The organism is Stenotrophomonas indicatrix (genome assembly GCF_050573115.1).
Taxonomy (GTDB): Bacteria; Pseudomonadota; Gammaproteobacteria; order Xanthomonadales; family Xanthomonadaceae; genus Stenotrophomonas; species Stenotrophomonas lactitubi_A.
The window spans coordinates 527,051-551,204 of the sequence record NZ_JBNYZT010000001.1; the positions used below are offsets into that span (position 1 = coordinate 527,051).

At 67.0% G+C, this 24,154-nt stretch carries 13 protein-coding genes; 4 read left to right on the top strand and 9 right to left on the bottom strand.

The annotated features are described in order from the left end of the window. Window positions 1-29: 29 nt before the first annotated feature. The 4 genes from tolA to ACQ5SA_RS02370 are packed head-to-tail and all read right to left on the bottom strand — an operon-like array spanning window position 30 to window position 4,594. Window positions 30-728 (bottom strand): cell envelope integrity protein TolA, encoded by a 699-nt coding sequence (gene tolA / locus ACQ5SA_RS02355; RefSeq protein ID WP_230110068.1) that lies wholly within the window; start codon window positions 726-728, stop codon window positions 30-32. A gap of 3 nt (window positions 729-731) precedes the next feature. Then, entirely contained in the window at window positions 732-1,145 is a 414-nt protein-coding gene (locus ACQ5SA_RS02360; protein ID WP_265951371.1) for an ExbD/TolR family protein, read from the bottom strand. A gap of 10 nt (window positions 1,146-1,155) precedes the next feature. Continuing rightward, a complete protein-coding gene (locus ACQ5SA_RS02365; RefSeq protein WP_499312431.1) occupies window positions 1,156-2,940 on the bottom strand; it encodes a DUF2341 domain-containing protein in 1,785 nt (594 codons plus the stop codon). 37 nt (window positions 2,941-2,977) lie between these two features. Next, window positions 2,978-4,594, bottom strand: a complete 1,617-nt coding sequence (locus tag ACQ5SA_RS02370; protein WP_499312433.1) for a ShlB/FhaC/HecB family hemolysin secretion/activation protein — start codon at window positions 4,592-4,594, stop codon at window positions 2,978-2,980. Window positions 4,595-4,795: 201 nt separating this feature from the next. On the opposite strand from ACQ5SA_RS02370, the gene ACQ5SA_RS02375 reads away from it, so the two are divergent. Beyond that, window positions 4,796-5,137, top strand: coding sequence for a hypothetical protein (locus tag ACQ5SA_RS02375; RefSeq protein WP_499312435.1), 342 nt, complete (start codon window positions 4,796-4,798; stop codon window positions 5,135-5,137). Between the two features lie 7 nt (window positions 5,138-5,144). Here ACQ5SA_RS02375 and ACQ5SA_RS02380 read toward each other — a convergent pair whose 3' ends face one another. Then, complete coding sequence (locus ACQ5SA_RS02380; protein ID WP_499312436.1) at window positions 5,145-5,603, bottom strand: hypothetical protein; 459 nt, start codon at window positions 5,601-5,603, stop codon at window positions 5,145-5,147. A 116-nt stretch (window positions 5,604-5,719) separates the two neighbouring features. On the opposite strand from ACQ5SA_RS02380, the gene gspH reads away from it, so the two are divergent. Genes gspH through ACQ5SA_RS02395 form a run of 3 tightly spaced genes read left to right on the top strand, consistent with a single transcriptional unit; the run spans window position 5,720 to window position 7,136 of the window. Next, window positions 5,720-6,166: a type II secretion system minor pseudopilin GspH gene (gspH, locus tag ACQ5SA_RS02385; RefSeq protein WP_499312438.1), complete on the top strand. Its 447-nt coding sequence runs from the start codon at window positions 5,720-5,722 to the stop codon at window positions 6,164-6,166. Next, entirely contained in the window at window positions 6,163-6,525 is a 363-nt protein-coding gene (gene gspI, locus ACQ5SA_RS02390; RefSeq protein WP_499312439.1) for a type II secretion system minor pseudopilin GspI, read from the top strand. Before gspH ends, gspI begins: the two co-directional genes overlap by 4 nt. Then, window positions 6,522-7,136 carry a prepilin-type N-terminal cleavage/methylation domain-containing protein gene (locus tag ACQ5SA_RS02395; RefSeq protein WP_191077955.1) on the top strand — a complete coding sequence of 205 codons (615 nt, stop codon included), beginning with the start codon at window positions 6,522-6,524 and terminating at the stop codon, window positions 7,134-7,136. Before gspI ends, ACQ5SA_RS02395 begins: the two co-directional genes overlap by 4 nt. 362 nt (window positions 7,137-7,498) lie before the next feature. Here ACQ5SA_RS02395 and ACQ5SA_RS02400 read toward each other — a convergent pair whose 3' ends face one another. From ACQ5SA_RS02400 to gspE, 4 genes are all read right to left on the bottom strand, one after another. Next, a complete protein-coding gene (locus ACQ5SA_RS02400; protein ID WP_499312441.1) occupies window positions 7,499-19,894 on the bottom strand; it encodes a filamentous hemagglutinin family protein in 12,396 nt (4,131 codons plus the stop codon). 196 nt (window positions 19,895-20,090) lie between these two features. After that, window positions 20,091-21,281 carry a substrate-binding domain-containing protein gene (locus ACQ5SA_RS02405; RefSeq protein WP_353098248.1) on the bottom strand — a complete coding sequence of 397 codons (1,191 nt, stop codon included), beginning with the start codon at window positions 21,279-21,281 and terminating at the stop codon, window positions 20,091-20,093. Window positions 21,282-21,508: 227 nt separating this feature from the next. After that, entirely contained in the window at window positions 21,509-22,708 is a 1,200-nt protein-coding gene (gspF, locus tag ACQ5SA_RS02410) for a type II secretion system inner membrane protein GspF (protein WP_499312443.1), read from the bottom strand. 7 nt (window positions 22,709-22,715) lie between these two features. Then, the gene (gspE, locus tag ACQ5SA_RS02415) at window positions 22,716-24,152 is read right to left on the bottom strand and encodes a type II secretion system ATPase GspE (protein ID WP_499313285.1); all 1,437 of its coding nucleotides are present in this window, start codon (window positions 24,150-24,152) and stop codon (window positions 22,716-22,718) included. Window positions 24,153-24,154 lie beyond the last annotated feature (2 nt).

Consider the following 24,154-nt stretch of genomic DNA (forward strand, 5'->3'; position numbering starts at 1 on the left):
GAAAGAAGGGAAATCACGGAAGTCATCGGTCAAGCGCCGGGGCGGCGCCCCTGGATCAGCACGCGCGCGGGAAAATCCAGCGACGCCGGTGGCATCTGGTCGACTTTGCCGATCTGCCGCAGCGCATCGAGCACGGCCAGATCGGCCTCTTCGTTGCCGCTGCCACGCACCAGCTCGACCTTCTCCAGCCGGCCATCCGGCGCCAGCCACACATTCACCTGCAGCTGGAACGCCAGGCGCTTGACCCGCGCATCGCGCGAGATCGCCTGTTGCATCAGATAGCCCAGGTAGCGGCCATAGCTGGCATTACCGGCACCGCCGCGGCCAACGCCGGACGAGCCACCGCCGCTGCCCGACTGGATGCCGAAGCTGTCTCCGCCTGCCTGTGCATCGGCGTCCATGGTTACCGGGTCGGCATTGTCCGGCGTCGGCGTCGGCTCTTCGGCCGGCGTTGGCTGGTCCAGCGGTTCCGGCTCAGGCACGGTCTCTTCCGGCGGCGTCTCCGGCTCGGGCGGTTTTTCCGGTGGCGGCGGTGGTGGCGGCGGTGGTGGCAACGCCAGCATCGGCGGCTGCACCACCGGCCGGCGGGTGCTGGCGGTGTCCTTGAACAGCAGCCACCACAGGGCAACACCCAGTACCAGCAGCGCCGCCAGCACCAGCGCGATCGTCACCAGCAACTGGCGTCCGCGCGTACCCGGCTCCTGCAGGGGGGGGCGATGGCCGGCCATGCCTCAGCCCTGCGCCTTGCCGGTGACCAGGCCGACCTGGGCCAGCTCCAGTCGCCGCAGCAGGTCCAGCACCTCGACCACACGCGCGTACTGCACCTGCGCATCACCGCGCACGATCACCGGGAAATCCGGCGAGGTCGCACGTTCGGTACGCAGGCGGTCCTCCAGCTCGGTCATCGTCACCGGATAGGCATCCAGGAACACCTGGCCGCTGGGGTCGATGGTGATCGCCTTGGTCTTGGGCTTCTCCAGTGCGGTGCTGTTGCTGGCCTTCGGTAGATTGACCTCGATGCCGGGAATGGAGGCGTTGCTGGTCAGGATGAAGATCACCAACACCACCAGCAGCACGTCGACGAAGGGCGTCACGTTGATGCCCTTCTCGCGCTTCTTGATGCCGAATTTCGCCTTGTAGGCCATGGCCGGTCTCTCAGCCCTGGACCGCGGCCGGGCCGCGCCCGTCCTGCTCTTCGGCCAGGCGGGCGGCGAACTCGTCGATGAACACCGCCATGTCGGCGCCGATCGCTTCGGCGCGTGCGCCCAGCCAGTTGTAGCCGAACAGTGCCGGGATCGCGACGCCCAGGCCGGCGGCGGTACACAGCAGCGCTGCCGCCATGCCCGGCGCCACCGAGTTGATGTCCACCGCACCGGCCATCGCCGCCACCACGAACACCAGCATGATGCCGATCACAGTGCCGAACAGACCCACATACGGCGCGCCTTCGATGGTGGTCGACAGCCAGTTCATGCGCCGTGCCATTGCTTCCTGTTCGCGCACCATCACCGCATCCATCGACGCGCGGATGGCGGCGATGGTGGCCGCGCTCAGATAGCCGGAGTTGCCGTCGCGCTGATGGCGCTGCTGCATTTCATCGATGGCCACCTGGTAGATGCGCCACAGCGAGCCGTCGTGCATCGCCGTCGGCACCTTGCCCTGCCGATCCATCTCGGACAAGGTGCGCAGCGGCACGCCGGAGAGCTTGCTGAAGCTCTCGGTGAACACTGCATTGGCCTTGCTGGTGCGGCCGAAATGACGGCTCTTGGCGATCATGATCGCCCATGACAACAGCATCATCAGGCCGAGGATGGCGACCACCACCCAGGCGTCGAACGGCATCGCCTTGAGGATGAAGGCAAAGTGGCTCTGTCCGGCCGATTGCTCGTCAGCACCGTAGCTGATCAGGCGCGAATCGGCGCCCTGCGCGGTGGCATCGGCGAGCAACAGCGCAGCCGGGCGCGCCACCCGTGAGATCCGCAGTTCATCCAGCGCACCATCGAAGTTGGCCAGCGGCTGCGTCGCACCCGGTGCGTCGGCACCCACCACCGCTGCGGTGGCCAGTGCTGGCAGCTCACCACTGAGCTGGGCCACCACGCGACCGTTCAGATACAGCTGCAGCGCCCCCTTCTCGGCGGTAAGCGCGAGATGCGCCCACTGTCCTTCCGGGATCGGTTGTGCCGGCGTGCTGCGTTGACCGTTGAGCTGCACGAACGGCACGCGGTTGTCGATGCCCAGCACCAGCTCGGCGCTGCCATCGCGCCGGGCATAGATCGCCTGCGCGGTGGTCAGCGCGCCCGGCTTGATCCAGGCAGAAACGGTAAGCGGCGCACCCGCTTCCTGTGCCAGCGAAGCACTGGCCGGCAGCGGCAGTGGACCAGCGCCCAGCTGCACGCCCCGCCCGATCACCGTACTTTCCGCCGCAGGCACTACCGCCCCGGCCGTGTTGCCGTAGGCCGTGGTATCACGCGCCGGCGCATTGGCTTCGGCAAAGTGGTAGACCAGCGTGTAGTCCGGATCGAACACCTGCTGGCCATTGCCGCTGTCCGGCGCCTTCGCGTTGCCGTAGTACATCCAGATCGTCTGCGGCGCGGTTGCGGTCAGCGCCGGAACGTCCACCCAGACCAGCGCCAGGCCCAGGTTCGGGTCGAACTGCTCGATCTGATGGGCCAGCACGGTGCGACCGTCAGCCGAAACAAAGCGCAGGTCATTGCCCCCGTCCTGGGTGCCATCAAAACCGAAATTGCCCGTATGCAGGCGCAGCAACAGCGGCGTACGCCCGGGATTGCCGGCCAACCCCGCCCCCTGTGGACCGGCATCGACGGTGATCGGCTTGCGGTACTTCCATTCGGCCTGCCACCAGTTGGCATCGGCCGCGGCGGCGGGCAGCGCGATCAGCGCAGCCAGCAGCAGCAACATTCGGGAAAGCAGACGGTCCATGCAAAAGGTCTCCGGAGAACGCATCTCGAGGGAAGGGTCAGTAGCTGGTGCTGATGTTGAAATGCAGGCGCGGGTCGTCCTTGCGCGTGACCGGGCCATCGGCATAAGGCCAGGCGTAGTCCAGGCGCAGTTGCAGGTGTTCGCCCAGGCGAAGCTGCGCGCCCAACCCGACCGACGCCAGGTTGTACTTGTCGCGCTGTTCCGGCAGTGGCTGACGCAGGCGCAGGTAGGCCGCATCGGCGAAGCTGTACAGCCGCAGGTCGGTACCACTCCACAGCGACCATGCCGGCGTACGCCATTCCAGGTTGGCCAGGCCACCGTAGTCGCCGATCGCTTCGGCCGACAGGTAGCCACGCACGGTGTACATGCCGCCGGCGGCGAACTGTTCGGCCGAGACCAGCGGCGCATCGGTCACCTGCAGCGAGCCGCGTGCATACCACTGCCAGTCGTTGCCGAAGGTGTGCGTGTTGGAAACATCCGCCTTGAACGCAACGAAACTCGGGTCGGCCCAGTAACGTTTCTGACCGAAATCGGTGGCGTTGCTTCCATAGCCGAACAGACGCCGGGTTCCGGCCACCAGCTGCGTGTTGATGCTCAGCTGATCGTTCTCGCCCTGGCGCACGCCGACGAAGGCCAGCGTGACCGGTGCGTACTTCAGCGGCGTCTTCAGGCTGTCCTTGCCCATCTGCGTGTCTTCTTCGGTGTCCTTGAAGTCCACGCCGAGGCTGAGCTGGCGCCACCACTGGCTGCTGCCGATCAGGCGGTAGTTGAGCTTGAGGCCGATCGAATGACCGTTACCGATCACATTGGTGCCGGTACCGGTACCGACCTGCCCGCCTGCATTCAGTACGCGGCTGTCGGACTTGTAGCCCGATGCCTCCAGGCTCCACGGCGTGCCTTCGAACGGCATCGTGTACGACGCCGAGAACACCTTCGCCTGTTTGGTGTCTTCCGGCGCAAGGTACACGCCGATGTTGGCGCTGTGCCCGCGCTTCCACAGGTTGTCGTGGGCCAGCGACGCGCTTAGGCGCAGCTTCTCGGTATCGGCGCTGTGGTCGTTGTTGAGCGCCGCACTGGCACGCCAGGGCGACTTTTCTTCCACCTGCAGGTCCACATCCATGGTGCCCGGCACCTGGCCTTCGCGTACCAGCGGCAGCACCTGGCGACGGCCACCTTCGTTCAGCGCAGTCAACTCCCTCTGTGCCTGGTCGAAGTTGGGCACGCGCCCTTCAGCCAGCGCCGGTACCCGTTCGCGGATGCGTTCGGGTGAGTCATGGCGCGCACCGACCACGCGCAGCTGGCCAATGGGCGTCTGCTGCACCTTCAGCAGCACCACACCCGCGTTGACCTGCTGTTCGGGCAGCTCCACATAGACCGATTGGTAGCCGGCCTGCTGGTACAACGCGTTGACTGCATCACGTGCCTTCTCGACATCGGCGAGCGTCTTGCCGGGGCCGAGGAAGGGTTCGACCGCACGTTCGATCTGACGTGCATCGAACACGGTGTTGCCGCGCACGATGTACTCGTTGATGTTCACTGTGGGCGCTGGCGCGGCGTCCTGCGCGAGCGCTGGAAATGGCAACGACGACAGGGCCAGCAGCAAAGGATGCAGGCGCAGCGGAAGGCAAGCGGCACGGCACGGAACGGGAGTCATCGAAGGCATCGCGTCGTATCGAAGGGAATGGCCAGGGAGCGGCGCGTGGGTCTACCAACAGGACGTGCAGGCCGCGTCAAAACCGCCAACATTTTTGTGACAGCACTGTCATCTGTTGACGATGCTGAAACAGACGCAGGCGGACACTGCGCATGGCACACGTCTTCATTGCAGAGCCCTTGCCGCCTCGGGAGATTCAAGATGCACATCACCCTGCTCGTGCCGATCCGCCCTGCCCTCTGTCTGGCGTTGGTTCTGGCTCTGGCTTCGCCTTGGGCGCGGGCCGACCAGGCTGCCAAACAGGCAGATGCAGCGCCATGCATCGAAGTACAGGTCAATGGCGAGCGCATCCCCGCTTGGGACTGCCTGCAACGCAAGCTGGCGCCGGCACCAAACGCAGCCGCCCGCCCTGCTCTTCCCGAGGCCGAACGCTTGATGCGCAAGCCCGGCAACCAGATGCTGCAGTACAACCTGGAGGGCACACGGCAACGCATGGGTGATGCATTCGGGCGTTCGGTGGTGCCGCAGCGTCCAGCGCGCTGAGCCGTGTTCAGTGCCGCCCCACTGCGGCGGGGACGATGCCATCGGTGGGCAGCGGCGGCAGTTCGGGCACGGGCAGCGAGCGCGGTTGTCCTGCCTGCTGCAGCTCAACCGCGTTGGCGCCGATTGCTGCCAGCACGGTGGATGGGCCCAGACGCTGGCCCGGTGCATAGGCCTGGGCAGGTGCGCCATCCACCGACAGCAGCGCCAGCGGCGCATGTGGCCCAGCCATTACGCCCAACACGGCCACGTCAGTCTGCACCGCACCCGGCGAGAGCAGCCGTACCAACGGCGCGCTTGCGGTGCTGTCGAAGGCCGGGCCAGCGGGCACGGCAACCTGCGTAGCGGCGGTGGCAACGTGAGCCGGCGCCATGAACAGGGCCATGCCCCAGTATCCCGCTACGGCCAGCAGCAGCATCGCCGCCAGCAGGGTCAGCATGCGATTGCGATCCCAACACCTGCCGTCCATGTTCCGCACCTTCGCCAGGGTCCTGTGCGGCCACGCTAGCAGCTGTCGCTGACGCTTTTGTTTCATCATCCGCGCCTACGCTGGCAGCTATCGGCAAGGACGGGAGGCGATGTCCGATGCAACGCAGGCCACGCGGCTTCACCCTGATTGAACTGATGGTGGTACTGGTCATCATCGGCATCTGCACGGCGGGCATCGGTCTTGGCCTTGGCAGCCTGCTCGACCCTGCGCGGCAGCTGCGCCAGGAAGCGGAGCGGTTGGCGCAGCGCTTGCAGGTCGCCCGCGATGAAGCACGCATCGATGGTCGGCCCATCCGCTGGCAGGCCAGCGCAGAAGGCTATCGCTTCAGCCGCCGCGACAGCGAAGGCTGGGTCGAGCTGCAGCGCGATGACCTGCTGCGTCCCCAGCAGTGGCAGACCCACGGCATAAAAGTGCAACCGGCTGCCGCCATCGAGCTGAGTCCTGAATGGATCGGCGTGCCGTGGGAGCTGGCGTTGTCGCTGGACGGTCGTCGACTGCGTCTTCGTGATGATGGCAGCGGACAATTGCAGGTCGTGCAGTGAAGCGGAAGCAACACGGATTCACGCTGATCGAGGTGCTGATCGCGTTGGCCATCGTGGCGGTCGCACTGGCAGCGGTGATGCGCTCGGTGGCGGTGGCGACCGATGACCAGTCGCGCCTGCGTGACCGTCGGCTGGCGCTGCTGTGCGCGCAGGACCGCTGGCAGGAGCTGCGCCTGGCCGCACAGCCGCCCGGCGATGCACGCCTGCTGTGCCTCCAGGGGCGCACGCGTTTCCTGGTACAGCAGCACCTCGGCAATGGCGCCGACGGGCAACCACAGCTGGAGCTGAGCGTGGTGGCCGAAGATGCACCGAAGCAATCGCTGGCGCGCCTGCAGCTGCCATGGACGGCGGCGCCATGAAACGCGCTGCGGGTGGCTTCACCCTGATCGAAGTGATGATCGCCATCACCATCATGGGCGTGCTGGCGGTGATCTGCTGGCGCGCACTGGACAGTGTGGCCAGCACCGATCAGCGCCTGCGCCAGGCCGATGCCGAAACCAGCACGGCGATGCGGGTGCTGCAGCAGTTCCAGCGCGATATCGAGATGCGGGCCGACGATGCGCTGATGAACGGCGCGGTACGTCCGGCCGATCAGCCTGCGCGGCTGCTGCCGCCGTCGTTGACCAGTGAGCGCCACCCTGATGGCGGCTTCACCTTGGAGATCACCCGCAGCGTCGGCAGTGACGGGCTGCAGTGGCAGCGCGTTCGCTGGTGGCGGCAAGGCAGCACGTTGTGGCGTGCCAGCGGTGCGCCGTCCGATCATTATCCGCTGCCTGCGCCCGAGCCAACGCGCGGGCTGATGGTGGCGCGTGATGTGCAGCGCTTTGAGGTGCGGGCGTGGCAGCCGGGGGTGGGTTGGGCGATGCTGCCGAGCCAGGGGGAGGTTTTGCCGGCGACCGGTCTGGAGTTGAGGTTGGGGTTGCGTGATGGACGCGGGCCGTTGAGTTACCGGCGGGTGTTGGCGCTCTGAGAGGAGCATCCACGCATGGCGTGGATCTACTGAACTGCGTCCACGCATGGCGTGGATCTACTGGACTGCATCCACGCATGGCGTGGATCTACTGAACTGCATCCACGCATGGCGTGGATCTACTGGGCTGCATCCACGCGTGGCGTGGATGTTGTTCACCAGCCCCTCCGGTCGCCGGGCGCTGTCCCGCGCCCGGCGACGCCGTGTCGGTGGTCCTCACCGCTGATGGCTGCTCCCTGCCCTCGGAGCCGTCCTGGCTGGGGCCGCCACCGCTCCCTGGCAGCTGGCCCGATCCTGTGTGCTGCGCGTGGTGTGTGCGGACCTTGGTCCGCACCGTTCCTCCATCCGCGCGTGGCGTGGGTCTACTGGGTCGGCTGCTTGCCTGCGTCTGCCCGCGCCTGCGGGAACTGGAAGGCGCTGTTGACGTCGTAGCCCGTGGCGGCGGCCGTGTTTCCGCGTGCTGGCGGGTCGATGCTGCTGCTGGCACTGCCGAAGCCGAGAATCTGCACGCTGATCACCGACGGCTGGTTGCGCCGCGCATCGTCCTGGCTCTTGCGCATCACGTCCTGTGCGGCCTGGCTGGCACTGTTGGCCGCAGCGCTTGCCGACGCCAGCGCGTTGACGTTCACCGAGGCCAGTACCGGCAGGCCCTTGCTGTCGCCCTGCACCTGGATGTTGGCGGCGTTGAGCACCTGCAATGCCGCCAGGTTGATGTTGCCCGACACACGGATACCTGCCTCACCCGCGTCGATGGTGCCCAGCGGCGCGATCAGGTCGACATCGCCCGGCGCCACTTCGGCGATGGGGTTCAGCGTTGCAATGCCGGCGCCGCTGGCCGGTGCCTGCGGCGACAGAATCACGTTGCCCCAGGTGTCGTAGGCGCGACGCGGCGGGGTGTACAGCAGCGTGGTCTGCGAACCACGGCCGGCGTTAATGTCGCCCTGCTCGGACCAAGCCAGGATGTCACCACCAAAGGTGGTCATCACCCGCGACAGGCCCAGCAGCACGCTGTCCTGGCTGAACAACCGGATGTCGCCCTGGCCCTGGGTGACCAGGCCCGCGCTGGCCGGAGGCACCACGCCCTGCACACCCACCACGATCTGCCCGCCCGGTGCCATCAGCTCGATGTTGCCACCCGCTTCGGTGCGCACACCGGAGCCGCCATACATCAGGATATCGCCAGTACGGTTGATCGTTGCGCCAGTCGCATCCTTGTCCGGCATCAGCGTGGCGATCGCTTCGCGCCCGCGCAGATAGGAGCCGAAACGCGACCCTTCTGCATTGGTGTATTCACGACCACCTTCGCGCAGTTCAGCGTAGTAGACCTGGCGCAGGAAGATGCGCTGCTGCTCCTTCGGCAACGCATCGAACGCAGCCAGCGCATGCGTGCCTTCGGCAGCGGTGCCGAAGCGCTGCTGCAGCCACTGCTTCAGTTCCTTGTCGTAGATCTTTACCGCCTTGCCAGGCTGCGCCGCCAGTGACTGCGCCGGATCGGCCAGGTTGGCCGGGTCGAGGTAACGCACGCGAAGTGCATCGAAGTCGATGTTCTGGTTGCCCGCCGTCACCGCAATGCTCGCACCTGGGCGGGTATCACCCTGCGCGACGCCTCCCAGACTGACGATGCTTCCGGCCTCTTCCTGGCGCACTTGGCGGCCGGCATTCACCTCGACATTGCCGGGGCCGGCCACCGTCAGGTTGCTGCGGATGATGTCCCGCCCAGCGTCGATCCCGCTGATATCGGTACCGCTGGTGTTGAGCGCGGTGACATTCGCATTGATCACATCGCGACCGGCGCGCAGTTGTACCGCCGATCCCGCTTCATACCAATCAAACAGGGTCCGGTTCGCGGTACCGGTGTTCTGCATCAGCTGTCGGCGGCCACCACTGCTCAACCCGATGATGTCACCGGCAACGGCATAGAACCGGCTCGCCACGGTGGGAGCGTTCGGCAGCAGTGTGCCGAGCGCTGTATTGGGACCGAACGCGAAGAACGGCAGCGATGTCTGAGGACTCACGCCGGTGCCGTCCACGGACACATTGCTGCGCACTGTCCCCACGCTTCCTGGTCCCTGCGCGATGAAGCCAGGATCAAACGGCGTGGGAATGCGCGCATCGCTGCTGGAGCGTGCGATCTGGGTGGCACGGTCGGCGGCCAGGATGGATCCTCCTGCCAGCACTTCCAGCCGACCCGTCATCGAGGGCGCCAACAGGATGATGTCCTGGGCATCGGTGCTGCCGATGCTGCGCAGGCTCGCAAGATGGATGTTGCCGGAGGCGGCAACGGCCGAGAACCGTGATGGATACAGCCAGTAGTTGAGGTAGATGTCCCCATTGCTGGGGCGGACGTTCAGCTCCTCCTTGCCCTGGTTGCTGCCCGTGGCGTGCTGCGTTCCCACCAGGCCAGGCGAGAGATTTCCACCTGCGGAGAACAGGTCGAGCGCAGTACGCGGCGTCCACAGCGAGAACCAGCTCGAACCGGCGGCATGACTGCCGTCATCCAGCACGATGTCGTTAAAATTGGCCACCGGCACGCGGCCTGCGTCAGCGGCACTGCCCAGTACCACATCACCTCGCGCCTGCACTTGTACGGTGGAATCACCCAGCACCAGCACCGGACCGGCCATCGCAGCCGGGCTGTCGGCCATGAACGGGTCCTTCAGCCCCAGTTGCCCGTAGCTGGTCTGCACGGCGCTGATACCGCCGATGCGCGAGGCATCGATGCGCGTATTGCCGCGGGTGTTGGTCAACGCGCCGTTGATGTCCAGGTCCTGCAGATCAGGCGCACCGCCGCGGCTGCTGGCGCGCAGGCCAGGATTCAGGGCGCCGCCACCGCGTAGTTCCAGGTCACCGCCACCGGTGAGATGCAGCACCCCGCCCACCACCCGGCCGGTGGAGCCGACCGCGGCTGACAGCGCGCTTGAATGGGGTGAGATCTCATAGCCCAGCGCATTGCCCATGCTGTCCAGCATGCCCATGTGACGGCCTGCATCCAGACTCAGGTTGCCACCGCCCAATGTGCCGAAACCGGTGAAGCCGACCAGGCGTGGCGTCGCGTCCCGTTCGGCGCCGACGGTGCTGTAGGTTCCGAAGTTGATCCACCAGCTGGTAGAACTCTGCACGACACCACCGGTGGTCCCGGAGCCCTGGCGCCAGAGCCAGTTGCCCACTGCAGCGCTGGAATGCCGGGCCTGGTCGCGCTGCGATGTTCCCGATTCGGCACGGAAGCTCCAGGTATCGCCAATGATGTCGCGGCCTGCTTCAACGCGCAGATTGCCACCCTGGTCCGGATACCACGCCCGGTAACCGGCGATGGCCGCGTTGTAGGAGCCCGACGCCTGCGTCGCACCCAACAGCAGCGTGTTGCCCGGCGCTGCCGCGCGCGCCGCATTGAACTGCGCATCCGCGCCATCTCCCAGATGGGTCGGCGCGCCTGCGGTGTACACACCGAATCCGGACTTCATCCGCACGTCCTGTGCAGCCAGCAGCGCGAGGTCACCCTTGCCGGTTCGCAGCACGCTCCAGGCAGGGGCGCCAAAACGCTTGCCGTAAGTGGTCACTTCGGTCAACGTGCCGCCGCCGTAGCAGTAGCCCATCGTCGCGCAGACCTCTTCTTCGGACATGCCCAGCTCGACACCCAGTTCCGATGCCGGCTTGCCGACCCACGATTCATCGCCCCACCACTGCAAGGACCCTTCCTTGTCTACCAGGCGCGGTGCCGCAATGCAGTAGGGGCCGTCGCTGCAGACCGATTCTTCCAGCACCCCCAGAAGCTCCGCGACTTCCTTGGGCGACTTGCCGACCAGGCTGTCATCTCCCCACCAGAACAGCGACCCTTCGAGGTTGAGGAGACGATCCCCTTTCCATTCCGTCGTCGTGGTCACCGTGCCGATGGTGCTGTAGTGGCTGTCCGCCAGCACGATGCTGCCCTCGCTGCCCCAGCGGCGGGTGCGCGGGTCGGCGGCGGTGGTATCCGCACCCGCCACCGCGGTCAGATCCCACGACGTGGTGCCTTCGGGCAGCATCGCCGCCAGCGCCCAGTTGCGTCCCTGCCGACCGCTGGCATCCGCAGTCCGCAGCTTCACCGGCGCGTCGCCGGCAAGCTCCACCCTGGTCATCGACGGGATGATCGCACCGGCGTGCAGATCCAGCGCACCGGAGAGTTTCATCGCCATCGGCAGGGCAACGCCGGCCGGCCACACCTGTGCGGCCACCGGCGCTGGCGTGCGCAGGCGGAAGCCCGCGCCCAAGCGCGCACCGGCCCGCAGTGTCAGCGCCTGGGCAAGTACAGTGCCGGCCGCCATCACCTGGCCGCCATCGGTTGTCACCGTTGCGCCCAGCACCGTACCCGCCGGCAGCAACAGCTGCCCGGACAACGTCATTTCCGCGGGCAGCTCGGTTCCAACGGGCAGCGTCACAGCCTCGAACGGCAGTGCATAGTTCAACGTGGCGCCCGCACGGAACTCGGTGCCGCGCTGCAGCTGGACCCCCTCCCCAGGCACGATCAGGTCGCCGCCAAAGGCCGTGTTGGGCGAGCCTGCGCTGCGCCCCTCCAGCAGCACCCAACCGTCCTCATCGGGATTGGCCGGCGGCGGCGCAAAGCCGTCGTTGATGCTGCCATAGATATTGATATCGCCCTCGGCACGCAGCACCAGCGCGGCGGATTCACCGAAGCCCCGGCGCGTCGGGTCGATCCGGTTCGACTGCGGACCGTAGCGGTAGCCGGACAGATCGATATCGCCGGCCACCACCAGATCGCCGCGCGGATTGTCGGCGCTGGTCCGCGCCACGATCTGCACACCCGGGCGCAGGCGGTAGCTGCCCAAGGCCCCAGTGCGCTGCTGCAGGCCGGTGTTGACCAGCGCGCCGTTCATCCAGACGCTGTTGTCCGGGTCCACCACCGTATCCAGCCAGCGCTGGTTGATCACCTGCGGGCGATGGCCATGCACGTCCGGCGCGCTGGCCAGCGGCGCCGAATCATAGATGCGCACTGCGTTGACCTGGATATCGCCGGCACCGACGATGCGGATGCCGTTGGCCACGTCGATGGCCGCATCATCGGTGCCCACGCGCGGCACATTGAGCTTGACGCTGCCGCGTGCACGTCCATCGTTCTGCCCCGCAGCGGTACCAGCCGGCACCGAGGTGCCGGCACGCAGATCCAGCGCCGACGCACCGCCCAGCTGCAGGCCCCCGTTGGCCGAAGTCAGCTCGATCGTGGCCCGGTTCGGGCTGTCGATGATCTTGCCGTAGCTGTCCACGCGCAGGCCGCTGCCGTGGGCATCCAGCGTGCCGTCCACGCGCAGCACATCGCGTGCCGACAGGCGGATGCTGCCGACCTGTTCGCCGCTGGCATCGATGCGGCCGCTGACCTGCAGGCTGCCGCCATCAAGGCTGATATCGACGTGGCGGGCCTTCACTTCATTACCGATCACCAGGTCACCTTCGCTCAACTGGAAGGCACGGCCACCCGTAATGCCACCGCTCGTCAGCCGTGTGTTGAGCCCGGCAAAGTCCTGCAGTTGGCGTGCACGCAACACCAGTTCAGCGCCGTCGTAGGGCACCTCGGTGCCGCCGGCATCGTAGCGCCCGCTTGCACCGCCCAGCAGTGTTCCGGCCAGCGCCACGCGGCCCCCCTGCTTGCCCAGTGCCTGCACCGTCAAACGACCGCCACGGTTGTTGCGTGCCGATACGTCGATGCGCGAAGCCGCATCGGCGCTGATATCGCCCTCGCTGGATGACAACGTGACATCGCCACCCCAGCTGTACTTGTCCACGTCGTACAGGCTGACCTTGCGGCCGGCCAGGTCCAGCACGGCGCTGCCGCCCAGCGAAATTCCCTCGCGTGCATTGGCATCGAACCGGCCGGAGGCCAGCGCCACCCGGCTGTCGATCGCGATGCGGTCGGCCTTGATCGACAGCTCCGCCCCCAGCGCGTCATTGCCTGCGGTGGCGCCTGCGCCGCGCAGCTGCACGTTGCCGCCACTGCGTATCGCCAGTTGCGCGCCTGCATCGCCTGTCAGCAGCGGCGTGACGATATCCAGCGCGCCTCCCGTCAGCTGCCAGCCGCTGCCAGCCACGTAGTCGCCTTGCTGCTGGAAAACATCGAGACTGCCTTTGCCCGAGAACAGCATCCGCTCGGACGCTGCCAGCGTGACCCCGGCAAAGCCGAGGACCTGGCGATCGGCGGCCACCGACGAATTGGGCCGGGTAAACGGCGCTCGCCCCAACTGCAGCGTGCGCGTGTTGATCTCCAGCTGGCCACTGCCGAGACGACCGACCATCGCCTCCCCGCCCGGCTGTGCCTGTTCGCCGCCCGGCAACGTCGTGCCCGCCAGCGTACCGTCCCAGACCAGCGTATCGGCAAAGATGCGTGCGCGGTCGGTGGCGGCACCGTAGCCGTGGATGGCCGGTGCACCCAGCACCAAGCTGCGCAGGCTGCTGCGCCCGGTCGCGCTGTCACGGGTGTCCAGGTCCACGCTGCCGAACACGTTGATCGCATCACGCGCGGTCAGGCTCAGTGCTTCCAGCGCAGGCGCGCCAGACGCAGTGTTGCCGCGCAGCAGCCGCTGCAGGACATCCTGGTTCATGGTCATGCCGGCCGGCAGGCCGCCGGCCGCCGCCGCCGCTGCAATGGCCTCGGCACTGCCCAGGTTGAGCGCAGACATGCCCAGGCCCAGCTGACGGGTGCCATAGCTCACCGCATCACCGATGTTCAAGGCGCCGTCGGTGACCACATTGATGCTGCCAGCAGACAGCAAACGGGTCTGCCCACTGCAGCCCGCCGCACAGCCACCGATATCGATCGCCACCGCCCCTGCCGCCGAACCGCCCTGCGCGCTCAGCGCTGTCAGGCGCTGGTTGGACACCGCCAGCAATCCACCCGTGACCAGGTAGGGCGCCGTGGCCTGGTCCACGCGCGAGGGATCGGCCTGGGACAGGGTGTCGATCGAGGCCCCCTGTTCCAGCAGAATGCCCTTGCCGCCGAAGGCAGCCGCGAGCAGCACCTCCTGCGCCAGCAGATTGACGCCGCTGCGCACGGCCAGGCGCGTCGCGTTGCCTTCCACTGTGCTGGTGGTCGCATCGCGGCGGAACGTTCCGCCGATCAACAAGGTTGCCGGGCGCAACGCATTGAGCGCTGTATCGAAGACGGTGGCACCGCGTTCGGTGCTGGGCACGCCGCGCCCGTCGCCGACGATCTCGAGCAAGGCATCCTGCGGGACAAGGAGGTTGACCGAAAGAATGCCACCGCGTCCCTGCGCGCTGCCTGGGCTGAAGCGGGACAGTCCACCAAAGGTGACGGCCGGTGTGCCCATGCGACCCGCGCCATCGCCGAGCATCAGGCTGAGGTTGCCGGCATCCATCGGTCGCCAGCGCAGCGCTTCACCGCGGCGTTCGGCCACGCCCTGCACGAATGCGCTGTAGGGTGTTTCGTTGTAGCTGGCATGGCGCCGTACAGTCTCCGCGGGCGTCAACAGCAGGTCGGTGAGCAGCGGCGAGACCGCGCCGCCGAGACCCTGACCCTGATGGCCGCTGAGCCGCCAGGAGCCGGTGCCTGTCGATACCGGCTGGGCGCTGCCGATCGCACTCTCTGCCCCGATCTCGACACGGAACGCGCCGGGCTGCAGGGCGTAGGTGGCCGGCAGCAGCGTATAGGTGCCGGCCGGGAGCCCGGGCACGCCTGCAGGCACGGTGATCTGTTGACCCACACGCGGGTTGGTGCTGCCGTCGGCTGTCGCCAGCGGTGCCTGCGCGTCTGATCGCCCCGGCACGATGGCATAGACCGCGTTGCCAGCGCGACGGAAGCCATAGCGCGGATTCGCGTCTGCCAACGGGTGTCGCAGGATGTCGACCGAGCCGCCGCGCCCGGCCACGAAAGCAGCGCCGGACAGCTCACCTCCGCCGGAAACATCCACGACGCTGCCTGTGGCGCCGTTGAACGCATTGGCTACGATGTCCACACCAATCGGGATATTGACCGATCCGGGGCCAAGCACATCGAATTCGGCACCGCCTCTTCGCCAGGTCACACCGTCCACCGTGCCGCCGAATGGCAGCGCCAGGCCGGCGCCACTGATCGAGGTCACGCTGCCGGCAAGCAGGTCGACCCGGCTGCCGCGGTTTGCGTTGAACTGACTGCCACCAAGTTGCACCCGGCCCCAGGGAGCCTGGACATTACCGCCCTGTACTACTGTCGCCGCGACCAGTTCCAGGCTGCCGAAGACCGAATCCGGTACCGGTTGCGGGGCACCGCCAACACCATGGATACGTAGTACGGCCTCTGGATTTTCCCAGGACGGCAATCCAGAAGGGCCGATGGTCGGAACGCCTGCAACGATGCGACCCTTGGCCTGGGCCGCCGGATACAGGCGCGCGGCGCTGATATCGATCGACCCCGGGCCTGCAAGGGTGGATTCCTGCGAACTGCTGGCGACCGGGGCCAGCATGCGTATGTCGCCGCTGCTGCGCAGGTCGACGTGATCGAAGCCGGCCAGCCAGGTGACATCGCGCAGGTCGATCAGGTCAGCCGTGAGATCGAAACGATGTTGCTTGCCCGCGTCGAACGATGCCTCCAGCGGGCGCAGCGTGCCTTCGCCTGCCGGCTGCCACCAGCGCCCCTGCGCAAGGCGGACGTAGGGCGCACTCAGCTGCAGGCGACTGCCCTCGCTGTTGCCCGGTGCGAACCCCAGTGAGCGCTCGTTCACGCCGTGAATCCGCAGGCTCTGGTCCATGCGCAGATTGACGTCGCCCTGCGCCCGCACATCACCGAACAATGAGAGATGATCAAAGCCGCCCGCGTTGATCTGCTGAACCGACAGCGCAGCGTGACCGTACTCGAGGCGCGCGGGCAGGACCTCCGTCTGCCGCGTGTTCTGGGTGAGCGTGATCAGCCGTGGCGCCAGCACCTCGGAATCTTTTGCCGTGCTGCCATAGGTGCCGCCCCAAAAGGCCACGCCCAACGTGCCGCCACGCGCCTGCTCGCCACCTGCCGCCGCCTCAAGCACACCGTGCAGATACAGCGCATTGCCCGCGCGCAGCACGATACTGCCGCCGTCACTGTCCACCCGGATACGCCCGCTGCCGTCGATATCGAGCAGCGCCGATGCTCCCGAGGCATCCAGTCGCGCCCCGCGCTCGACCACCACGAAGGTGTCGGGTGGCAGGTGGCGCACGCTGTCCTGGTCTTCCCAATCCAGTGCGCCGCCGATCTCGATCGTGCCACCCTTGCGCAGCTGCCCGCGCAGCTGCCCGCGCGCATCGGCGGCGGAAACTGCATCGCCGCTCACATCCAGCAGCGCCCCGTCGGCGATCGTCCAGCGGCGTTCGCGCCGTCCGTCGGCACGCACCGTCGATGGATCGAAGGCTTCATCCAGACGGATGCGACCGCCCGCCGCCTTCAGCGTGCCCGCTACATTGATGTCGCCGGAACTGAACAATTCGATCGACTGCCCTGGGTCGACGTTGAGCACGGCATTGCTGCCGATGTGCAGGTCACCGGCCGACAGCAGATGCCCGGCGCGCAGCGTCAGGCTCGCACCCGCGCGCTGGCTGACGCGACCGCTGGCAGGATCCACCATGTACAACAAGGGTGACCATGCCTGCAGACCCTGCTCACGGCTCGAGGCACTCTGCGCACCCTCGGCCAGGCGCAGGAACGGTTGTTCCACATTCAACTGCACGCCGTCTTCAACGGTCAGCCCGTTGTGGCCACCGATGTCGTAGCGGGAAAAGCCGCTGCTGAACAGCGGTGCCTGCAACCGCAGCGCTTCCGACGCCGACGCCGCACCGCCAATGGCGACCCTGCCCCCGGTCGCAAGGGTGAAGGCGCCGCTGCCGCTGCCGAGCGCACTGAAGCGGACGCCATCGCTGATACGCAGCCGGCCACTGCCATCGGTGGCGACATCGGTGCTGGCCGCCAGCAGGCTGACGCTGCCGCCCTTGCCTACCCGGCCCTTGCCCTTTGCATCGATGCTGCCACCCGCATCCACCGAAATACGTGCGCCCTCAGCCACGGTGATGTCATGGCTGACATTGATGCGCAGCTGTCCACCGTCAATCCACGCCTGCGTGTCGCCCCCATCCGACACGGCAAAGGGATTGCTCCAACCACCAGCAAGATCAAACCCCGCACCAGAGGCAACATCGACCGCGCCACGCCCGGCGGACAGCAACGCGGTGGGTCGACCGAGCACCGGAAGCAGGTTGCCGGCCTCCACCTGCCCACCCGCGATCTGCACGGTACCGCCGAAGCTGACGCGGCTACCGGTGAGAGCAAGCTGCCCGCCCTCCTGCAGCCTGAGCGTGCCATCCAGTTCAATACGTCCCGCCGTGGCGATGTCGACGCGGCCCCAGCGCTGTGCGCTCAGGAGATTGCTGTCCAGCGACACCGTGCTGCGCTGTGACTCTTCCACCGGCGCCTGCAGCGACCAGGGGCGGCCGTCGGCGGCGATCTCGCCAATCCGCACGTGCGAGTCGTACACCGCATTGCGCCCGGTGTTGTCGTAGCGGCCCAGCCAGAGTTGAGCGTTGCGGGCAGCCGCCGTCTGCGCCTGCGCGTATCCATCCTGCCCCTGATCGGGTCGCCGTGTCTGTTGCAGCCCTTGGAAGGCGGCCGTGTCCACCTGCCCCTGCAGAACGGCGGTAGGCGCCGAGATCAGCAACCGACCCGCATCGCGCCCCACGGTGTAGCCATTGTCGTAGCGTTGCGCCGGTGCCACCAGCGGATTGCGGAACGATTCGGTGACGCCCCAGCGCTCCTGCTTCACCTCAAAGCCCCGGTACAGGCCGTCGTACAGCATCTCTGCCGGGGCATCATCAAGACGGTACAGCTGGCCATCGCGGCCACGCAGCCAGCTTTGCTGGACCACGCCGGACTGCACATCGAGGCTGCCACCTGCCAGATTGATACGCGAACCGGCGTGGCTGACGACTTCCTTGCCAGCCAGCTGGACGGTGCCACCCTGCGCGGCCCATTCGCCTATCGAATGTCCCTGGTTGTCGAGGTAGCCACTCACTTCCAGCAAGCCGCCACCGGCATACCAGCGAGTGCCTTCATAGCCACCCGTGCCTGCGGCCACCTCGGTCAACTGGCGACGGTCGATCCACACCTCGCTGCTGATCAGCTTGCCGCTGTCACGGTTGTCGGGCGAATCGCGCAGTTCGTTGCCCTGCACCTTCACCTTGACGTTGTTGCTCTCCATTGCCACCTGCACACCGACCGCACCAGACACGTCGACGCGGGCGCCATCGTCCAGATAGCTGCGGCGGCTGGCATCGGAAATCACCTGACCACCGGTCGCCACCGCCAGCGAGCCAGCCTGGAAGTTCACGTCGCCGCCGGAGACGATCTCGATGCGCGACTGCTCGCGTCGATCCTGCAGGCGCGAGAGGTTGTCGAAGGTGCCGCTGTTGCTGGCCCCGCGCAGCTTGTCCTGTTCACCGGACTCCTTGATGAGCGCATCACGCTGGCTGTCCAGCGCAGTGGTCTTGCCGTCATCTTTGATCAGCACCGCCGTCGTCGAACCCGTGGCCAGAGTCACGCTGCCCTTGCTGTCGGAGGACGAACTCAGCAGATGCACGGTACCGCGCTGGTTCAACGTCGTGGTGGCCACCGCTACACCGGTCTGTTCGACCGTGCGGCCGGCAAGAGTGACGTCGCCCTCGCGCGCTTGGATCAGACCGCTGTTGCGAACGCTGCCGGCCGTGCTGTCGGCGACGAAGCGCGGAGCGATCTCATTGCCCCGGGTGGTCGAAGCCGTGTTCTGCGCCGTGCCCACGCCGCGACGGATCACGAAGCTGTCACCGGCCGCCAGCTGGGCCTGGCCCTTGCGCGTCTCGATCTGGCCCGCGTTTTCCACGCTGTGGCCGGCCAGCAGCACATAGCCACCGCCGCGCGTTGCGCTGGTGGGCTCATGGGTGGTGATGCGCGCGCCACGTTCAACCATGACCTTGCCCACCGCATCGGTGAGGGCCGACGTATTCGCGTCGGCGCTGTACAGGCCGTTGTCACGGAACTGCGCGTCGCTGATCCGTGCTGCGGCGGCGACCAGGTTGCGGACGTTGACCTGGCTGTTGTTGCCGAACACCACGCCGTTGCGGTTGGCAACGAACACCGTGCCGTTGGCCTTCAGCTGGCCCAGGATCTGGCTGGGCCGTGCGTTGGGGTCGTTGACCCGGTTCAACACCGCCCAGTCCGGGTTCTGCAGGAATTTGAGGGTGGTGTTGCCACCGATGTTGAAGGTTTCCCAGTTCAGGATCGCCTGGTCAGCGGTCTGCTCGATGCTGACCTGCACCCGGCCGTCGGCGCCCTGCGACTGGATCGCTTCGCGGGCATTGATCCAGCCACGGGTCAGCGGATTCCCGTCCACCTTCAGGCCATCCTTGCCCAGCCCATCGGCCACCACGAAGCCCGCCTCGCGCCGCGCCTGCCTGGCCTGCTCCTGCATGCGCTGCTGCAATGCGATGGCCTGCGCGGCCGTGCCGAGGTTGTCGATCGACTGCTGCAGCTTCTGTCGCGCCGCATCCTGCTGCTGTGCAGGCAGCTGGAACTGGATCGGCACGCCATTGGGCATGCGGCCACTCTGCGCTGCCGCGCCCTGGGCGGCGCCGCGGTCGGCGAACCAGCCGGGGCTGAACGCCTGCTGCGCCTGGCTGGCAGGAGCAACCACGGTGCCCAGCGCCACGGCCACGGCCCAGGCCATCGGGTGGCTGCGCCACAGGGAGGCGGAGAAACGGGCAGCGGGCGAATGCGGGTGCGACATCGGGGACCTCGTCAACCTGATGGGCCGCGTTGGCGGCGGCGAGTACGAAGGGGGCCTGCGCTACGCATGCCCTGCACCTGATAGACGGTGGCCGCGGCGTGAAGACGACAGTTCAGCGCGGATGCGGTGCCACCACGAAAGAAAGCGCCGGCATTTCGGCCGGCGCTTCGATCAGCAGGTGTTGCTTTGCAGACAGTTACAGCGGACGGCCGATGCTGGCGCAGGTGCTCGGGTTGTTCACGGCGCCGGCATTGCTGGCGGTCGCGAAGCGGGTACGGACCGCATCACGCCAGGCCTTGGTCAGCGGGATGAACTTGTGCGCGCGGATGGCCGCATCGTTCGGGCCCTGCTCGACGCCGGCGACCACGACGCTGCCGTAATGGCGGGTCAGGAAGCCACGGACGTTGGCGCCGACAGTGGCGTTCTTGTAGCACTGACCGAACACGAAGTTGGTGTAGCCAGCGATCGGATAGCCAGCAGACGGGTTGCCGAACACCGGCACCCAGTTGGCGGGGTTTTCAGCAGCGGCGCCGGTCGGCGGAGCAGCGGTTTCCAGGGTCGCCTGCACGCTCACTTCATCCGGCGAGAAGCCCTTGACCTTGGCCACCTTGGTGGCGTCGACCAGGCTCGGGATCACGTCCGGTCCAACGTAGCCAACGCGGCCGTCAACGGCGTACACCGCGTTGTACAGCGAGGTGCCACCGGTAGCCGGAGCGGCGATGAAGTTCGACGGAACGCTGGTGAACAGGTTGGCGAAGGTCGACTGCACCGAGAACGCCGGCACGCCGTTGGTCAGCTTCAGGGTGGTACCGGAGACGTCGGCCGGCTGGCAGGCGCTGGTCAGGAAGCGGGCCAGCAGCTCGCTGGTACCGCTGCTCTCGCCACGGTAGACCACCTGGATGTTGCCGCTGCGGTTGCTGTCGATGCTCGACCAGCTGGTGATCTTGCCCGAGAAGATGCCGCAGATCTGGGCAACCGACAGGTCAACCGCCGAACCGGCCTTGTTGAACGGAATGGTGACCGAGGTGGCGACCGAGGGGATCTGCACCAGCGCGCCGTAGCGGTTGGCATCGGTGGAGACGTTGTAGGTGCTGTTGTAGGTGCTCAGCTCGGTGCCGCTCAGCACCGAATCGCTGCCAGCGAAATGCACGGTGCCGGTGGTCGAGAACAGCGCCGAGTTGTTTTCCAGGAAGGCCTTCTTGCCAGTGCCCGAACCGGTCACGGCGTAGCTGAAGTTGGCCGGCAGGATGCTGTCGGTCTGGCCCTTGTAAAGGTCGGCCGGCAGCGAGGCGCCGCCACCGGTGACAGCGGTCTGGGCCGAAGCGGCGCCGACGGTGGCGAGCAGCGCGGTAGCAACCAGCGCGGCCAGGGTCTTGTACTTGTTCATGATCTTCTCCTGAAGGGTTTACTGCGAAGGTGAAACACCAAGGGAGGAACGGTCACTACACGCCTGCTGCCGCCGAGGGCCTCCCAGCCCACTCTGCGGCGACAGGGACATGCTGGTCGTCGCCGATGACAGGCCGCTTAAGAAACCTGTGGAAGATCGGAAAAAGGTGTGGAGGATTGTGTGGAGAATCCGGACGTCGGTGGATCCTCGCCATGCGTGGATGCACGTCATTGCACCAACTGGTTCATTTCCATGATCGGCATCAGCACGGCCAGCACGATGGTCAGCACCACGCCGCCCATCACCAGGATCATCGTTGGCTCCAGCAATGCCGTGAGTGCCATCGCGCGGCGTTCGATCTCGCGCGAGATGGTCTGTGCGGCGCGGTCGAGCAACGGTGCCAACGAACCGGTCTTCTCGCCACTGGCCACCAGATGCACCAGAATCGGCGGATACACCTTCTGCACCTTCAGCGCAGCGCCCAGCGCGGTTCCTTCGCGCACGCGTGCGGCCACATCATCCGCACAGCGCGCCAGCAGCGCGTTGCCCAGTGTCTGTCGTGCGGCATCCAGTGCGCGCAGCAAGGGCACACCGGCATCCAGCAGGATCGCCAGTGTCGATGCAAAGCGAGCGCTGTTCACGCCCAGCACGAAGCGCCCCACCATCGGTACGCGCAACAGCAGGCTGTCCCAGCGCAGGCGCAGATCCGGTCGCCGCAGTGCCAGCCGCCAGCCCACCACGAGTGCGCCGATGCCTATCCCCGTCCATACGCCCCACGCGCGTACGAAAGCACTGGCCGCCAGCATCACCTGGGTCAGCATCGGCAGCGTCTGCCGCGCCTGCACGAATGCAGTCACCACCTGGGGCACCACGTAGCTGAGCAGGAAGATCACGATCGCCACCGACACCAGGCTGATCGCTGCCGGGTAGATGAATGCCGTCAGCACCTTCGCCTGCAGCGCGTTGCGCTCTTCGATGTAGTCGGCCAAGCGCTCCATTACCCGGGCCAGATCGCCGGAATCCTCGCCGGCACCCACCAACGCACGATAGATCGCCGGAAAGTCGCGTGGCCGCGCCGCCAGCGCCACAGTCAGCCGCTGACCGGCGCGCACATCGCCACGCACTGCGGTGAGCGCCTGCGCAACGTGCGGGCGTTCGGCCTGTTCGATCACCGCGCTCAATGCGCTTTCCAGCGGCAGGCTGGCGGCCAGCAGGCTGGCCAGTTGCCGTGTAGCCCAGGCCAGTTCGCTGGCCGACAGCCTGCGCGCGCCCCAGCGACTTCCAGCACTGCGTGCGGCTGACACCTGTACCGGTGTCAGCCCACGCCCACGCAGTTGCTGGCGCACGCCGCGCGCACTGTCGGCGTCCAGCTGCCCTTTCTCGATGCGCCCCTGTGCGTTGGCGGCCTGGTAGTCGAACAGTGCCATGCGCGCCTCAGTCGTCGCCGGTCACGCGCAGGATTTCCTCCAGCGTGGTCACCCCACTGTCGACCCAGCGCTGCCCATCCTGGCGCAGGGTGCGCATGCCGGCACGGCGCGCGGCCTCACGCAGCGCCGGTTCGCCCTGCCCTTCATGGATCAACGCCCGTACGCGCTCGTCCACTACGAACAGCTCATGGATGCCGGTGCGCCCGCGGTAGCCGCTGTTCGCGCAGGCGGAGCAGCCTACCGCCCGCCACACGGTGCGGCCCTCTGTATCGAGTTCGGCACGCCGGCACTGCAGGCACAGCCTGCGCACCAGCCGCTGCGCCAGCACGCCGCGCAACGATGAGGCCAGCAGGAACGGTTCCACGCCCATGTCGGCCAGTCGGGTCACCGCCGAGATCGCATCATTGGTATGCAGTGACGCCAGCACGCCGTGACCGGTCAGCGACGACTGCACCGCGATCTGCGCCGTTTCCAGGTCGCGGATCTCACCGATCATGATGGTGTCCGGATCCTGGCGCAGGATCGCGCGCAATGCCGTGCCGAAACTCATGCCGATGCGTGCGTTGACCTGGATCTGGCCGATGCCGGCGAAGTCGTACTCCACCGGATCCTCCACGGTGAGGATGTTGCTGGTGCTGCTGTCGAGCTGGCCCAATGCGGCGTACAGCGATGTGGTCTTGCCACTGCCGGTCGGCCCGGTCACCAGCACGATGCCGTGCGGCTGGCGGATCAGCCCGGTGAAGGTGGCCAGGGTGTCGTCGGCCATGCCCAGCCGCTGCAGCTGCAGACGCCCGGCATCCTTCTCCAGCAGGCGCAACACCGCGCGCTCACCATGTCCGGTCGGCACCGTGGACACGCGGATGTCCAGTGGTCGGCCGCCCACGCGGATGGCGATGCGCCCATCCTGCGGCAGGCGCTTCTCGGCGATATCCAGGTGGGCCATGATCTTGATGCGCGATACCAGCGCCGCATGCAGCGCACGCCGTGGCTGTACCATGTCACGCAGGGTGCCATCGACGCGGTAGCGCACCACCGAATGCGTTTCGAAAGGTTCGATGTGCAGGTCGCTGGCGCCATCGCGCGCGGCCTGCGCCAGCAGCGCGTTGATCATGCGGATTACCGGTGCGTCATCCTGCGCATCCAGCAGATCGGTCACCTCGGGCATGTCCTGCATCAGCCGGTCGAGATCGACTTCACTTTCGGCCGCGCCGACCACCGCAGCGGCATCGCCACCGTCACGATACTGTTCGCCCAACCGCTGCTGCCAGACCGCTGCATCCAGCACCTGGAACGGTACTGGCCCATGCCGGCGTCGCAGCTCGGCCACCGCCCAGGCGGCGGTCTCGGCGGTGCCCAGCAGGACCGGCGCGCCACCTGCTTCGGCCAGCATCACCCCGTGGCTGCGCACCCAGGCGTACGGCAGCAATGGCAACGGCACGGGCATGC

Bases quoted from the DNA above. Each gene is read 5' to 3' on its own strand.
- tolA (WP_230110068.1), bottom strand. From the start codon at position 728: ATGGCCGGCCATCGCCCCCCCCTGCAGGAGCCGGGTACGCGCGGACGC.
- ACQ5SA_RS02360 (WP_265951371.1), bottom strand. From the start codon at position 1,145: ATGGCCTACAAGGCGAAATTCGGCATCAAGAAGCGCGAGAAGGGCATC.
- ACQ5SA_RS02365 (WP_499312431.1), bottom strand. From the start codon at position 2,940: ATGGACCGTCTGCTTTCCCGAATGTTGCTGCTGCTGGCTGCGCTGATC.
- ACQ5SA_RS02370 (WP_499312433.1), bottom strand. From the start codon at position 4,594: ATGACTCCCGTTCCGTGCCGTGCCGCTTGCCTTCCGCTGCGCCTGCAT.
- ACQ5SA_RS02375 (WP_499312435.1), top strand. From the start codon at position 4,796: ATGCACATCACCCTGCTCGTGCCGATCCGCCCTGCCCTCTGTCTGGCG.
- ACQ5SA_RS02380 (WP_499312436.1), bottom strand. From the start codon at position 5,603: ATGGACGGCAGGTGTTGGGATCGCAATCGCATGCTGACCCTGCTGGCG.
- gspH (WP_499312438.1), top strand. From the start codon at position 5,720: ATGCAACGCAGGCCACGCGGCTTCACCCTGATTGAACTGATGGTGGTA.
- ACQ5SA_RS02395 (WP_191077955.1), top strand. From the start codon at position 6,522: ATGAAACGCGCTGCGGGTGGCTTCACCCTGATCGAAGTGATGATCGCC.
- ACQ5SA_RS02400 (WP_499312441.1), bottom strand. From the start codon at position 19,894: ATGTCGCACCCGCATTCGCCCGCTGCCCGTTTCTCCGCCTCCCTGTGG.
- ACQ5SA_RS02405 (WP_353098248.1), bottom strand. From the start codon at position 21,281: ATGAACAAGTACAAGACCCTGGCCGCGCTGGTTGCTACCGCGCTGCTC.
- gspF (WP_499312443.1), bottom strand. From the start codon at position 22,708: ATGGCACTGTTCGACTACCAGGCCGCCAACGCACAGGGGCGCATCGAG.
- gspE (WP_499313285.1), bottom strand. From the start codon at position 24,152: ATGCCCGTGCCGTTGCCATTGCTGCCGTACGCCTGGGTGCGCAGCCAC.